Genomic DNA, 12,426 nt, shown 5'->3' with positions numbered 1-12,426 from the left:
CGCGCGGCCCGCTCGTCCCGCAGCTCGCGGCGAGCGCCCAGGCAGAACGCGACGAGCCCGCCGAGCGCGAACGTCCACCACTGGAACGCGTAGGACAGGTGCGAGCCCGGGTCGGTRCTCGGCGCGGGGAGCTGTCCGGGGACCGGGGAGACGGACGGATCCTCGGCGGTCATCGCGACATAGGCGTCGACCGACCGACCCTGGACGCCACCGGCCTCGAGCACCTGGTCGACGGCAATCGCCTGGACCTGTCCCACCGGTGCGGTGCGGTTCGATGCCGGCTCGTCGTGCCGCAGCCGCGCGGTCAGCGTGATCGTGCCCTCGGGGGGCGCGGGCGGGACGACGTCGACGCTCCCGTCCGCGCCGGGCTCCACCCAGCCACGGTCGACGACGAGCACGCTCCCGGACAGCGCGGGAGCCTCGGCGTCCTCCACGACGAACGGGACGAGCGCGTGGTACGCGGGAGCACCGTCCACCGGCCGGTTGCGCAGCAGCACGGTGCCGTCGGGCTCGTAGTGCCCGACCACGGTGACCCGACGCCAGACGTCCGCGTCGGTGAGCGTGCTGCCGGGGGAGTCGAGCACGGTGCCCAGGGGCACGGGGTCGGCCGACCAGTTGGCCTCGACCACGGCGATCGCCCCGTCGCGCCACACGTGCCGGTTCCACTGCCACCGGCCGAGCAGCGTGCAGGTGACCGCCAGGACCAGCCCGACGAGGACCAGGCCGGTGGCGCGGCGTGCCGCTGGGCTCATGACCGGGGAGCGGACTCGAGCTCCGCCACGGGGACCACGCTCTGCAGGAAGCCGCGCGCGTCGAGGAACGTGCTGAGGTGCTCCCGGTGGTCGTCGCACGCGAGCCAGACCTTGCGGCGCTCGGGCGTATGCAGCTTCGGGTTGTTCCAGAGCAACCCCCAGGTGGCGTCCGCGCGGCAGCCGCGGCCGCTGCAGATCAGCTCGTCGACGGCGTCGGGAACAGGGGCGAACAGACTCACGCGCGACCGTCCGGGTTGTCGGAGGGACCGAGACCGCGGGGTGCTCCCGAGCCGGGACCGATCTCGCGCGCGGCCATGAACGTGCCGTCCGAGTCGCGGCGCTCCCGCCCCGCGTTGGCGAACAGCACGGCGGAGTAGGGCAGGACCACGGCGGCGACGATCAGCAGCAGGGACGCCCACATCGGGATCCGGCCCCAGGTGAGCACGGCGCCGGCGAAGCACAGGATCCGGATCCCCATCTGGACGAGGTAGCGCTTCTGGCGACGCGCCAGGTCGTCCGCGAGCGGCTCGGGCGCGCTGGTGATGCTGGGGACCTCCTCCGAGGGGAGGTCCGGTCGCCGACGGATGCTGCTCACTACCTGATCGTAGTCCGGTGAGCCTGTGGCGGCGCTGAGGAGACGTGTTGTCCAGGTCCCACAACACGGCGCGACGAACGTGGGCGCGGACCCTGCCGCGGCGCACAGGAGTCGTCGGATAGCGTCGTGTCCCGTGCCTGAGACTTCCAGCAACACAGCCACCGCTCGCAGCGTCCTCGTCACCGGGGCCAACCGAGGCATCGGACGGGCGATCGCCGAGCGGTTCGTGGCCAACGGCGACAAGGTCGCCACCATCTACCGTTCGGGTGACCTGCCGGACGGCGTCCTCGGCGTGGTCGGCGACGTGCGCGACACCGCGAGCGTCGACGCCGCGTTCGCCGAGATCGAGGCCGCGCACGGTCCCGTCGAGGTCCTCGTCGCCAACGCGGGCGTCACCCGCGACCAGCTGCTCATGCGGATGACCGACGAGGAGTTCGACGACGTCATCGACGTCAACCTCACCGGCGCCTTCCGCTGCGCGCGCCGCGCGAGCAAGGGCATGATCCGGCTCCGCCGTGGGCGCATCATCTTCATCTCCTCGGTGGTCGGCCTCTACGGGTCGGCCGGCCAGGTGAACTACGCGGCGTCCAAGTCGGCCCTCGTCGGCATGGCCCGCTCGATCACCCGTGAGCTGGGCGGACGGGCGATCACCGCCAACGTCGTCGCCCCGGGGTTCATCGACACCGACATGACGCGCGCCCTGCCCGAGGACAAGCAGAAGGCGTACCGCGAGTCCATCCCGCTCGGCCGGTTCGCGCTGCCCGAGGAGGTCGCCGGCGTCGTGGAGTTCGTCGCGTCCGACGCGGCGGGCTACATCTCCGGCGCGGTCATCCCCGTCGACGGTGGCCTGGGCATGGGCCACTGACCTCCCACCTGTTGCACGGCGACACAGAGAACGGAACGCACATGGGTCTGCTCGACGGCAAGAAGCTCCTGGTCACCGGCGTCCTCACGGACGGGTCGATCGCCTTCCACGTGGCGCGCCTGGCGCAGCAGGAGGGCGCGGACGTGCTGCTCACCTCGTTCGGCCGCCAGTTCCGCCTCACGCAGGCGATCGCGCGACGCCTCCCGAAGGAGGCGCAGGTGCTCCAGCTCGACGTCACGGACGCCGACGACCTGGCGGCGCTCGCGGACCGGGTGCGCGAGGCGGGCTTCGACTCGCTCGACGGCGTCGTGCACTCGATCGGGTTCGCGCCGCAGTCCGTGATGGGTGGCAACTTCCTGGCCGGCGAGTGGGCGGACGTGGCGACGGCCCTGCAGGTCAGCGCGTACTCGCTCAAGTCGCTCGCGGTCGCGTCCCAGCCGCTGCTGAGCTCGGGCGGTGCGATCGTCGGTCTCACGTTCGACGCCCGCTACGCCTGGCCCGTCTACGACTGGATGGGCGTCGCCAAGGCCGCGTTCGAGTCGACGTCGCGCTACCTGGCCCGCGACCTCGGCCCGCACGGCATCCGCGTGAACCTGGTCTCGGCCGGCCCCATCCGCACCACGGCCGCCAAGTCGATCCCCGGCTTCGAGGCCATGGAGGGCGGGTGGCCGGAGCGCGCGCCGCTCGGGTGGGACGCGTTCGACCCGGAGCCGACGGCCCGCGCGGTCGCCGCGCTCCTGTCGGACTGGTTCCCCGCGACCACGGGTGAGATCGTGCACGTCGACGGTGGCTACCACGCGATGGGTCTGTGACCACTGCTGCGCGCAGAGCCCCCGAATGGCACTCTGAGCCGGTGAGGCCCGACACAGGCACCCGGCGACTGCTCCTGCTGCGCCATGCCAAGGCCGAGCACCCCGACCTGATCTCGGACATCCAGCGGCCGCTGTCGCTGGTCGGTCGGCGCCAGTCGGCACGCGTGGGCGCGGGCCTGGCGGCGGACGAGCTGGTGCCGGACCTCGTGCTCTGCTCGGCGAGCGTGCGGACGCGGCAGACGTGGGACCTCGCCCGCGCCTCGCTCGGCGCGGACCCCGACGTCCGCTACCTCGACGACCTGTACTACGCCGGCTCACGCGCGCTCATCGACCTCGTGCGCGCGGTGCCCGCCGACGTCCGCACGCTGCTCGTCGTGGGTCACGAGCCGACGATGTCGCAGTCGGCGGTCGCGCTGGCCGGTCCCGACTCGGACCCCGCCACCCTGGCCCGCGTGCGGGTGGGGGTGCCGACCGCGAGCCGGTCCCTGCTGGAGGTTCCCGACTGGGACGCCCTCGAGATCGGGACGGCGACGCTGCGCACGCTCGTGCTGCCGGGCTGAGGTCTGTACCACGCGCCAGTCTTGGCCGCGCCGCCCGGGGAAGCTGCCGGACGTCGGCGAGCTGGACGGCCCGCCGCTCTACGACGATGGCGTCCGGGCCAAGCCCCTCAAGGCTGGCGTGCCGTCTGCCGTAGTTGTGGACAGGGAGGCGAGCCACATGACCACCACGCAGCAGGTCCGCACCGTTACGCACGCCAGCGCGACCGCCGAGCAGCTCCGCGCGCGTCGGCATGAGCACGTGGCCCGGGCCAGGGCCGCCCATCTGCTGCTCGCGGCACGCAGGGCGCGCCACGGTGCCGACGCCGCAGCCGTCGCCGCAGCCGCCGCCCCCGACGACGAACGGCTGATGCGGCAGGCACAGGCACTGGAGTCGACGGCAGACCATGTCGAGACCGCCGCGACCGCCGCCCGCCGTGAGTGGGCGCTGGCATCGTTGGCAGCGGACGACCGGCTGCGACTCTTCGTCGACGCCGACATGGCGTGCGACGTTCCGACGCAACGAGCCGATGCCCACGGCGCCGGGCAGCAAGCTCGCTAGGACTGACCAGGTACCGGCCGGGCCGGCAAGGCCCGTGCCAGACCTGGGCCGAGGTCAGTACAGGCCGCGCAGGACGTCGGTCCTGTCGACGTCCGACGTGAGGTCGGTGCTGGCGCTCACGAGGTCGATCCCGCCCACGAGCGGTCTGCCGCACAGCGCACGCACCTCCGGGTCGGTCACCGCTGCGGCGAGGAGCCGGGCGACCGACGCGCCGTCCGCCACCGCGAACGGCCGACGATGGAACGGCACGGTCCGCTCGGGGACGCGCTCCGTCAGACCGAGCGYGTTGTGCCGGCGGAGCAGCTCGACGAGCACGTCGCCGAGACGTTCCTGCCGCACCTCCCAGCGGTCCGCGGTGAGCGTCGAGGCGATCGACTCGCGCACCGTCGCGGCCGAGGGGATGCGGGCGAGCGCGGTCCCGAGCCACTTGTCGTACGGGGCGTACCGACGCTCCTGGAGGAAGGCCAGCTGCACGGCGGTGCGGCAGAGGCGGGCCGTGACCAGGCGGGACCCCAGGTCGTCGCCCGCCATGCCCGCCCGTGGGGCCAGGTGCTCGTCCTGACCGATCGCGGACCACGCCGCCGCCTGCTGGTACAGCCACACGTCGTGCGGGTAGTACGCCAGGCGCGAGCGGACGGCCCCGAGGCCGAGGTCGTCGTGGAAGACGGCTCCGGCGGTGAGCTCGAGGAGCCGCTGCTGCGGGACGACGAGCCAGTCGGCAACGGTCGTGGGCTCGACGGGGCCGAGCAACCGCCGCAGCATGCTGTCGAGCGTGAGGATCTGCACGCGATGGTCGACGGGCCCGGTCGCCGTGGCGGGGCCGAGCCCGCGTGTGCCGTCGGGAGCAGGCGCCGCGGCCCGGGTCGTCCAGCCGCCCACCTGGCCCGGCAGCCGGTGGCGCAGCTCCTCGTGCAGGTCCCGCGCGTGCGTGGCGTGGTCGGCCGCCGACAGGAGCACCTGCAGACGCGGACCCCAGTCGTGGTCGGTCGAGGTCGCGTCGTCGAGGCCCAGCACGTCCGACCCGGGTCCGACGAGCGCGGCCGTGTGCGCGAGGTCCCGCTCGGCCAGCACCGGGCAGACCTCGGTGTAGAGCATCCGCGCCAGGTCGAGACCCGGCACGAACGCGGTCACGACGCGAAGACCGGCAGGGCGAGGACGGAGTCCAGCCGGTCGCGCACCACGGCGTCGGCCGCGGCGCACAGCAGCGGCTTCGCGTTGTAGGCGATCCCGAAGCCGGCAGCGACCACCATGTCGATGTCGTTGGCGCCGTCGCCGATGGCGATCGTGCGCTCCATCGGGATCCCGACCGAGTCCGCGTACTCGCGCAGGGTCCGCGCCTTCGCCGCCCGGTCCACGACCGGGCCGCTCACCCGGCCGGTGAGTCGGCCGTCGACGACCTCGAGGGCGTTCGCCCTGGTCAGACTGATGCCGAACGACGCGGCGAGGGGACCGACGATCTCGATGAACCCACCGGAGACCAGGCCCACGGGCCACCCGCGGGCACCCATCTCTGCCACCAGCTCCGCGGCACCCGGGGACGGCTCCACCTCGGCGAGCACGTCGGCCAGCACGGAGTCCGGCAGCCCGGCGAGCGTCGCCACGCGCTCGTGCAGGGACTCGGCGAAGTCGATCTCACCGCGCATGGCCCGCTCGGTGATCTCGGTGACGAGCTCCTCGGAGCCCGCTCGGGCGGCGAGCATCTCGACGACCTCGCCGGTGATGAACGTCGAGTCGACGTCCATCACGACGAGGCGGGGCGGCTGCGGGCTCACGGGACGGCAGGGTAGCGGCGCGGGCCCACGGGTGCGCCCCCTGCTCAGTCCGTGATGACCGAGCCCTTGGGGACGACCGTGATCCCGGACTCCGTGACGGTGAAGCCGCGCGCGCGGTCGTGGTCGTGGTCGAGCCCGATGCGGACGCGCTCCGGCACCACGACGTTCTTGTCGATGATTGCGCGGTGCACCTGCGCGTACCGGTTCACGTGCACGTCGTCCATGAGTACCGAGTCCGTGACCTGCGCCCACGAGTGCAGCCGCACCCCCGGGGAGAGCACGGACCCGGACACCGTCGCGCCCGAGATCAGCACGCCCGGTGACACGACCGAGTCGACGGCGTGGCCGAGCCTGCCCGCTCCGGCGTGGACGAACTTGGCGGGCGCCATGCTCATGTACCCGCTGTAGAGGGGCCACTCGTCGTTGTAGAGGTTGAACACCGGCTCGATCGAGATGAGGTCGATGTTCGCCTCGTAGAACGCGTCGATCGTTCCCACGTCGCGCCAGTAGTCCCGGTCGCGCGGGGTGGAACCGGGGACGTCGTTGCGCAGGAAGTCGTAGACGCCGGCCGTGCCTCGCTCGACGAAGTACGGGGCGATGTCGCCGCCCATGTCGTGTCGCGAGTTCACGTTCTCGGCATCGGCCGTCACGGCCGCGACGAGGGCGTCCGCGTTGGCCACGTAGTTGCCCATCGACGCGAGGATCTCGCCGGGGGAGTCCGCCAGGCCCACGGGGTCGGTCGGCTTCTCGAGGAACGCCTTGATGCGCGTCGCGTCCGTCGGGTCCACCTCGATGACGCCGAACTGGTCGGCCTCCTCGATCGGCTGACGGATCGCGGCGACGGTGAACTCGGCGCCCGAGGCGATGTGGGCGTCCACCATCTGGGAGAAGTCCATGCGGTACACGTGGTCGGCTCCGACGACGACCACGATGTCCGGGCGCTCGTCCTCGATGATGTTGAGGCACTGGTAGATGGCGTCGGCGCTGCCGAGGTACCAGTGCTTGCCGACGCGCTGCTGCGCCGGGACCGCCGCCACGTAGTTGCCCAGCAGCGCGGACATGCGCCAGGTCTTGGACACGTGCCGGTCGAGGCTGTGGGACTTGTACTGGGTCAGCACGATGACGTGCAGGTACCGAGAGTTGATGACGTTCGACAGGGCGAAGTCGACGAGCCGGTACAACCCCCCGAAGGGCACCGCCGGCTTGGCGCGGTGGGCGGTGAGGGGCATCAGACGTTTGCCCTCCCCACCTGCGAGGACGATAGCGAGGACGCGCGGCGCTGCCATGGCACGACCCTAGGCCCAGGACGCGGTCCCAGCGAGGCGTGACCTCGCTCACGCGCTAGCGTGTCGGCGGGAGAACCGGTCGTCGGTGCCGGTGGCGAGGGGATGGTTGCTGTGCGTGTCGACCTGCTGACCCGGGAGTACCCGCCGCACGTGTACGGCGGAGCGGGCGTCCACGTCGCGGGTCTGACCCGCGTCCTCGAGCGCACCATCGACGTCCGGGTCCACTGCTTCGACGGCCCGCGCGACGCCCCGGGCGTGACGGGCTACTCCGTCCCCACCGAGCTCGCGGGCGCGAACGCCGCCCTGCAGACCTTCGGGATCGACCTCGAGATGGCCGACGCCGTGGGCGCGGTCGGCGCCGACGGCGTCGCGTCCGACCTGGTGCACTCGCACACCTGGTACGCCAACCTCGGCGGCCACCTCGCCGGGCTGCTGCACGGCCTGCCGCACGTGGTCTCCGCGCACAGCCTCGAGCCGCTGCGCCCCTGGAAGGCCGAGCAGCTGGGCGGTGGCTACGCCCTGTCCAGCTGGGCCGAGAAGACCGCGTACGAGGGTGCCGCGGCCGTCATCGCGGTGAGCGGCGGCATGCGCGAGGACATCCTGCGGGCCTATCCGAGCGTGGACCCTGCCCGGGTCAAGGTGGTGCACAACGGCATCGACCTCGACCAGTGGCAGCGGCCGACGAGCGACGAGGCGCTGGCGAAGGCGGCGGCGACGGTCCGGGCGCTGGGCATCGACACCACACGGCCGAGCGTCGTCTTCGTCGGCCGGATCACCCGGCAGAAGGGCCTGCCGTACTTCCTGCGGGCCGTCGAGCTCCTGCCGCCCGAGGTCCAGGTGGTGCTCTGTGCAGGAGCGCCGGACACGCCGCAGATCATGGCGGAGGTCACCGGGCTGGTCGAGCAGCTGCGCACCAAGCGGTCGGGTGTGGTCTGGATCGAGCAGATGCTCCCGCGCGACGAGCTGATCGCCGTCCTCATGCACGGCACGGTGTTCGCCTGCCCGTCGGTGTACGAGCCGCTGGGCATCGTCAACCTCGAGGCCATGGCGGTCGGGCTGCCCGTGGTCGGGACGGCCACCGGCGGCATCCCCGAGGTGATCGACGACGGGGTCACCGGCCGGCTCGTCCCCATCGACCAGCTGCAGGACGGCACCGGCACCCCGGTCGACCCCGAGCGGTTCGTGCACGACCTGGCCGAGGCCCTGACGGACGTCGTCGGCAACGAGGCCCGGACCGCCGAGTGGGGTCTCGCATCGCGCCGACGGGTCGAGGACCACTTCACGTGGGAGGCGATCGCCGAGCGCACGCTCGAGGTGTACCGGTCGGCCCTGGGCTGAGGGGTCAGGCCGTCACCTGGGACGCCGCCGCGGCCATCGCGCGGCGGGCCATCCGGTCCACCTCGCGCAGCGCCGTCGACCGCTGATCGGCCTGCCACAGGTTCACCGAGGCACCGTCGTCCTGCGTAGCCAGCGCCACGATCGCGCGGAGCCGCGCCGCGCTGGCGAGCACCCGGACGCGTCGGCCGTCGAGGCTGTCCGGCAGCCGCCACGCGGGCAGCTCGAGCTCGCGCAGCGCCGCCACGGTCTCGGCGGCGTCGGGACGCCACTGCGCGACGTCGAGGCGGACCAGGGCCTCGGTCGCCTGGAGCAGGCCCTGGCGCAGCTCCCGCTCGGCGTCCTGCAGCGACCCGGTCTGGGCGTGCACGGCGTGGCGCCAGTCCGCGACGTCGGAGAGCTCCCAGGTGACCAGGTGCCCGGGTTCGAGCGCGGACCCGAAGCGCTGCACCACGGGGACCGCGACGAGGCACTCCTGAGGGGTGCGGACCAGCACCGCCTCGCCGGCCTCGGTGGCCGCCGAGCTCACCGATGCCGGGGTGGCACCCGGGTCACCCGGGACGGGCAGCACCGCGGCGACGTCCCGGGGCGAGCCGGCGCACGCGTCGAGGAGCGCGCTCAGCGGTTCGTCGGTCAGGTCGTCGCGGAGCGGTTCGTCGTGCGAGGGCCGGCGCTGGACCGTGTGCGGCTCGTCGTCGGACTGCACGGCGTCGACGAGCACCGCGCGGTCGGTGCTCTCGTCCGCCAGCCAGAGCGCGAGGAGGACGGAGCGGGGGAGCTCCAGGGTCAGGTCCACGGGACAACGGTAGACGTGACCCAGCGCACCGACGAGCGGCCCGTCGCAGGCCGCCGACGTGCGGCTCGACGGTTAGGGTCGTGCCCATGACCGACGTGCTCGACCTGCAGGCCGTGACGATCCGCCGGGGAACGACGWCGATCCTCGACGAGGTGACATGGACGGTCCGCGAGGGTGAGCGGTGGGTGGTGCTCGGCCGCAACGGTGCGGGCAAGACGACCCTCCTGCAGGTCGCCTCGGGCCGGATGCACCCGACCAGCGGGACCGCCGACCTGCTCGGCTCGCGGCTGGGGCGAGTCGACGTCTTCGAGCTGCGACCGCGCATCGGCCTGTCGAGCGCGTCGCTCGCGGACCGCATCCCCGCGGGGGAGAGCGTGCGCGACGTGGTGCTCACCGCGGCCTACGGGGTGACCGGCCGCTGGCGCGAGGAGTACGAGGCGCTCGACGACTCGCGTGCCACGGACCTGCTGGCCGCCTTCGGTGTGGCGCACCTGTCCGACCGCACGTTCGGCACCCTCTCCGAGGGCGAGCGCAAGCGTGTGCAGATCGCCCGCTCGCTGATGACCGACCCCGAGCTGCTGCTGTTGGACGAACCTGCCGCCGGGCTCGACCTCGGGGGCCGCGAGGAGCTCGTCGCCGCGCTCGCCGAGCTGGCCGGCGACCACCGCTCGCCCGTCCTGGTGCTGGTCACGCACCACGTCGAGGAGATCCCGCCCGGGTTCACGCACCTCCTGCTGCTGCGCCAGGGCAAGGCCTTCGCGGCCGGACCGATCGACCAGGTGCTCACGCCGGAGACGCTGTCGGGCGCGTTCGACCTCCCGCTCGTCGTCGACAAGACCGACGGTCGCTGGTCGGCGCGCGCCGCTTCCTCTCAGGGCTGAGCATTTCCCCACAGGTTCGCAAAGAACCCGTCTAGTATCGGTTGGACAGCAGGCTCCGTCGCCGGGACCTGCCTGACCGAGGGAGTGGGCACCGATGGGTTGGCTGTGGTGGATCGGAGCGGCACTGGCGCTGGGCATCCTCGAGATGCTCTCGCTCGACCTGGTGCTCGCGATGTTCGCCGGCGGGGCCATCGCCGGGGCGATCGCCTACTGGCTCGGAGCCCCGGTGCCGGTGCAGTTCGTCGTCGCCGCGCTGACCTCGGTCATCCTGCTCGCCACGCTCCGTCCGTGGCTCCTGCGTCACCTGAAGGCCCGGATGCCGCTGGTGGAGACCAACGCCGCGGCCCTGGTCGGCCGCGACGCGGTGGTCGTCTCGACCGTCACCGTCGAGGGTGGCCGCGTGAAGCTCAACGGTGAGGTGTGGAGCGCCCGGGCGGATGCCGCCGAGGCCCTCCCGCCCGGCACCGAGGTGCGGGTGTCCCGCATCGACGGAGCGACGGCAGTCGTCGTCCCCGTCGTCGGCGCCTGACCCCCTGAACGACCGCGGGCAGCTCGCCCGCGAGTGACCCCTTCTGGAGGATTCATGGACGGCTTGGGCAGTGGGCAGATCGCCCTGTACATCGTGCTGGGGCTGGTCCTGCTGTTCGTCGTCATCGCGCTGGTGCGGGCGGTCAAGATCGTCCCGCAGGCCGTCGCGATCATCGTCGAGCGGCTCGGGCGCTACTCCCGCACGCTGGACGCCGGCCTGCACCTGCTGATCCCGTTCGTCGACCGGGTGCGCGCCGGCGTGGACCTGCGCGAGCAGGTGGTGTCGTTCCCTCCGCAGCCGGTGATCACCTCGGACAACCTCGTGGTGAGCATCGACACGGTCATCTACTTCCAGGTGACCGAGCCCAAGTCGGCGGTGTACGAGATCGCCAACTACATCCAGGGCATCGAGCAGCTCACGGTCACGACGCTCCGTAACGTCGTCGGGTCCATGGACCTCGAGCAGACGCTGACCAGCCGCGACCAGATCAACGGCCAGCTGCGTGGCGTGCTCGACGAGGCGACCGGGCGGTGGGGCGTGCGCGTCAACCGCGTCGAGCTCAAGTCGATCGACCCGCCGGACTCCATCAAGGGTTCGATGGAGCAGCAGATGCGCGCCGAGCGTGACCGTCGTGCGGCGATCCTGACCGCCGAGGGGTTCAAGCAGTCGCAGATCCTCACGGCCGAGGGCGAGAAGCAGGCCGCGATCCTGCGGGCCGAGGGTGGCGCCCAGGCGGCGATCCTCACGGCCGAGGGCGAGGCCCGGGCGATCCTGCAGGTGTTCGACGCCGTGCACCGCGGCGACGCCGACCCCAAGCTGCTGGCGTACCAGTACCTGCAGGTGCTGCCGAAGATCGCGGCGACCCCGTCGAACAAGATGTGGTTCCTGCCGTCCGAGCTGACCAGCGCGCTCGGCACGTTCGCGAAGGGGTTCGGCGGCGCGTTCACCGGGAGCGACGGGGGAGTCTCCGACTCGGGCCGCCCGGCCGGCACCTCGCCCCTGGGCGACGACCTGCCGCCGACCACGCTGGCGGACCCGGCCGAGGCCCTCGCCGAGGCGCGACGCGAGTCGGCCGCGGCCACCGCGGACGCGACGAGCTCCGGAACGCTGAGCGGTCTGCCGTTCGACCCGTCGGTCGAGCTCGGGCAGCGTCCTGGTGGGGGAGCGGTGCCCCCGCGGTCGCCGGAGCCGCCGCCGGAGGACGCGCCGACCACCTGACGCACAGGGCCGGACCCGACAAGGGTCCGGCCCTGCCACATGTTCGCCCACAGCGAACAGAGTTCCGGAGTGAGTGCTCACTCACTTACGGTCGCGTGGTGGACACCACTCTTCAGCCGCCGACCGGACGCGCGACGCCGTTGCCACCCGACGAGCGCCGGGCCGCCATCCTGATCGCCGTGCGACCCCTGCTGCTGCAGCGCGGCGCGGCCGTCACCTCCCGCGAGCTGGCCGAGGCCGCCGGCGTGGCGGAGGGCACCCTGTTCCGGGTGTTCACCGACAAGGTGACGCTGGTCCGCGAGGCAGTCCTCGCCGCGGTCGACCCGGCGGTGTCGGTCCCCGAGCTCGCGGCGATCGACCGCGCGCTTCCGCTGCGTGACCGCCTGGTCGCGATCCTGGCCCAGGGACTGGCGCGGGTCGGCGACTCCATGCGGTGGATGGCCCTGCTGCACGAGATCAGCCGGCTCGAGCCCGGACGGTCCCCGGG

The 12,426-nt window shown here is 72.6% G+C and carries 16 protein-coding genes; 9 read left to right on the top strand and 7 right to left on the bottom strand.

Annotated features, from left to right (window positions below; translation table 11 throughout):
* The 3 genes from AC1DUQ_RS07160 to AC1DUQ_RS07150 all read right to left on the bottom strand — a co-directional run.
* Nucleotides 1–752 (bottom strand): SURF1 family cytochrome oxidase biogenesis protein (locus AC1DUQ_RS07160; RefSeq protein ID WP_477073565.1); only part of this gene is annotated, 752 nt, incomplete at its 3' end.
* Nucleotides 749–991 (bottom strand): hypothetical protein, encoded by a 243-nt coding sequence (locus AC1DUQ_RS07155; protein WP_477062807.1) that lies wholly within the window; start codon nucleotides 989–991, stop codon nucleotides 749–751. The genes AC1DUQ_RS07160 and AC1DUQ_RS07155, both read right to left, overlap by 4 nt.
* Nucleotides 988–1,347, bottom strand: a complete 360-nt coding sequence (locus tag AC1DUQ_RS07150; RefSeq protein WP_477062808.1) for a DUF3099 domain-containing protein — start codon at nucleotides 1,345–1,347, stop codon at nucleotides 988–990. Before AC1DUQ_RS07150 ends, AC1DUQ_RS07155 begins: the two co-directional genes overlap by 4 nt.
* Nucleotides 1,348–1,480: 133 nt before the next feature.
* On the opposite strand from AC1DUQ_RS07150, the gene fabG reads away from it, so the two are divergent.
* From fabG to AC1DUQ_RS07130, 4 genes are all read left to right on the top strand, one after another.
* A complete protein-coding gene (fabG, locus tag AC1DUQ_RS07145) occupies nucleotides 1,481–2,212 on the top strand; it encodes a 3-oxoacyl-ACP reductase FabG (protein ID WP_477062809.1) in 732 nt (243 codons plus the stop codon).
* A gap of 41 nt (nucleotides 2,213–2,253) precedes the next feature.
* Nucleotides 2,254–3,024, top strand: a complete 771-nt coding sequence (gene fabI / locus AC1DUQ_RS07140) for an enoyl-ACP reductase FabI (protein WP_477062810.1) — start codon at nucleotides 2,254–2,256, stop codon at nucleotides 3,022–3,024.
* A 41-nt stretch (nucleotides 3,025–3,065) separates the two neighbouring features.
* Entirely contained in the window at nucleotides 3,066–3,584 is a 519-nt protein-coding gene (locus AC1DUQ_RS07135) for a SixA phosphatase family protein (protein WP_477062811.1), read from the top strand.
* A 157-nt stretch (nucleotides 3,585–3,741) separates the two neighbouring features.
* Complete coding sequence (locus AC1DUQ_RS07130; RefSeq protein WP_477062812.1) at nucleotides 3,742–4,122, top strand: hypothetical protein; 381 nt, start codon at nucleotides 3,742–3,744, stop codon at nucleotides 4,120–4,122.
* A 54-nt stretch (nucleotides 4,123–4,176) separates the two neighbouring features.
* On the opposite strand, the gene AC1DUQ_RS07125 is transcribed toward AC1DUQ_RS07130, so the two are convergent.
* The 3 genes from AC1DUQ_RS07125 to glgC are packed head-to-tail and all read right to left on the bottom strand — an operon-like array spanning nucleotide 4,177 to nucleotide 7,180.
* The gene (locus AC1DUQ_RS07125) at nucleotides 4,177–5,253 is read right to left on the bottom strand and encodes a DUF4037 domain-containing protein (RefSeq protein WP_477073564.1); all 1,077 of its coding nucleotides are present in this window, start codon (nucleotides 5,251–5,253) and stop codon (nucleotides 4,177–4,179) included.
* Entirely contained in the window at nucleotides 5,250–5,894 is a 645-nt protein-coding gene (gene serB, locus AC1DUQ_RS07120; RefSeq protein WP_477062814.1) for a phosphoserine phosphatase SerB, read from the bottom strand. Before serB ends, AC1DUQ_RS07125 begins: the two co-directional genes overlap by 4 nt.
* 44 nt (nucleotides 5,895–5,938) lie before the next feature.
* Nucleotides 5,939–7,180, bottom strand: coding sequence for a glucose-1-phosphate adenylyltransferase (gene glgC / locus AC1DUQ_RS07115; RefSeq protein ID WP_477062815.1), 1,242 nt, complete (start codon nucleotides 7,178–7,180; stop codon nucleotides 5,939–5,941).
* A gap of 111 nt (nucleotides 7,181–7,291) precedes the next feature.
* Between glgC and glgA the strand changes: the two genes are divergently transcribed.
* Nucleotides 7,292–8,518: a glycogen synthase gene (gene glgA, locus AC1DUQ_RS07110; RefSeq protein WP_477062816.1), complete on the top strand. Its 1,227-nt coding sequence runs from the start codon at nucleotides 7,292–7,294 to the stop codon at nucleotides 8,516–8,518.
* A 4-nt stretch (nucleotides 8,519–8,522) separates the two neighbouring features.
* Here glgA and AC1DUQ_RS07105 read toward each other — a convergent pair whose 3' ends face one another.
* Complete coding sequence (locus AC1DUQ_RS07105; RefSeq protein WP_477062817.1) at nucleotides 8,523–9,311, bottom strand: hypothetical protein; 789 nt, start codon at nucleotides 9,309–9,311, stop codon at nucleotides 8,523–8,525.
* A gap of 86 nt (nucleotides 9,312–9,397) precedes the next feature.
* Here AC1DUQ_RS07105 and AC1DUQ_RS07100 point away from each other — a divergent pair, with 86 nt between their 5' ends.
* The 4 genes from AC1DUQ_RS07100 to AC1DUQ_RS07085 form a co-directional block, all read left to right on the top strand.
* Entirely contained in the window at nucleotides 9,398–10,192 is a 795-nt protein-coding gene (locus tag AC1DUQ_RS07100; protein ID WP_477073563.1) for an ABC transporter ATP-binding protein, read from the top strand.
* Between the two features lie 94 nt (nucleotides 10,193–10,286).
* Nucleotides 10,287–10,721 (top strand): NfeD family protein, encoded by a 435-nt coding sequence (locus tag AC1DUQ_RS07095; RefSeq protein ID WP_477062819.1) that lies wholly within the window; start codon nucleotides 10,287–10,289, stop codon nucleotides 10,719–10,721.
* Nucleotides 10,722–10,775: 54 nt separating this feature from the next.
* Nucleotides 10,776–11,939, top strand: a complete 1,164-nt coding sequence (locus AC1DUQ_RS07090; protein ID WP_477062820.1) for an SPFH domain-containing protein — start codon at nucleotides 10,776–10,778, stop codon at nucleotides 11,937–11,939.
* A 98-nt stretch (nucleotides 11,940–12,037) separates the two neighbouring features.
* On the top strand, nucleotides 12,038–12,426 hold a 389-nt coding region (locus tag AC1DUQ_RS07085; protein ID WP_477073562.1), incomplete at its 3' end, for a TetR/AcrR family transcriptional regulator.

It is taken from the genome of Cellulomonas sp. P4_B5_2, assembly GCF_056402235.1.
Note: the sequence above shows the minus strand (reverse complement) of the source record. Positions and strands in the feature narration are given on the sequence as shown.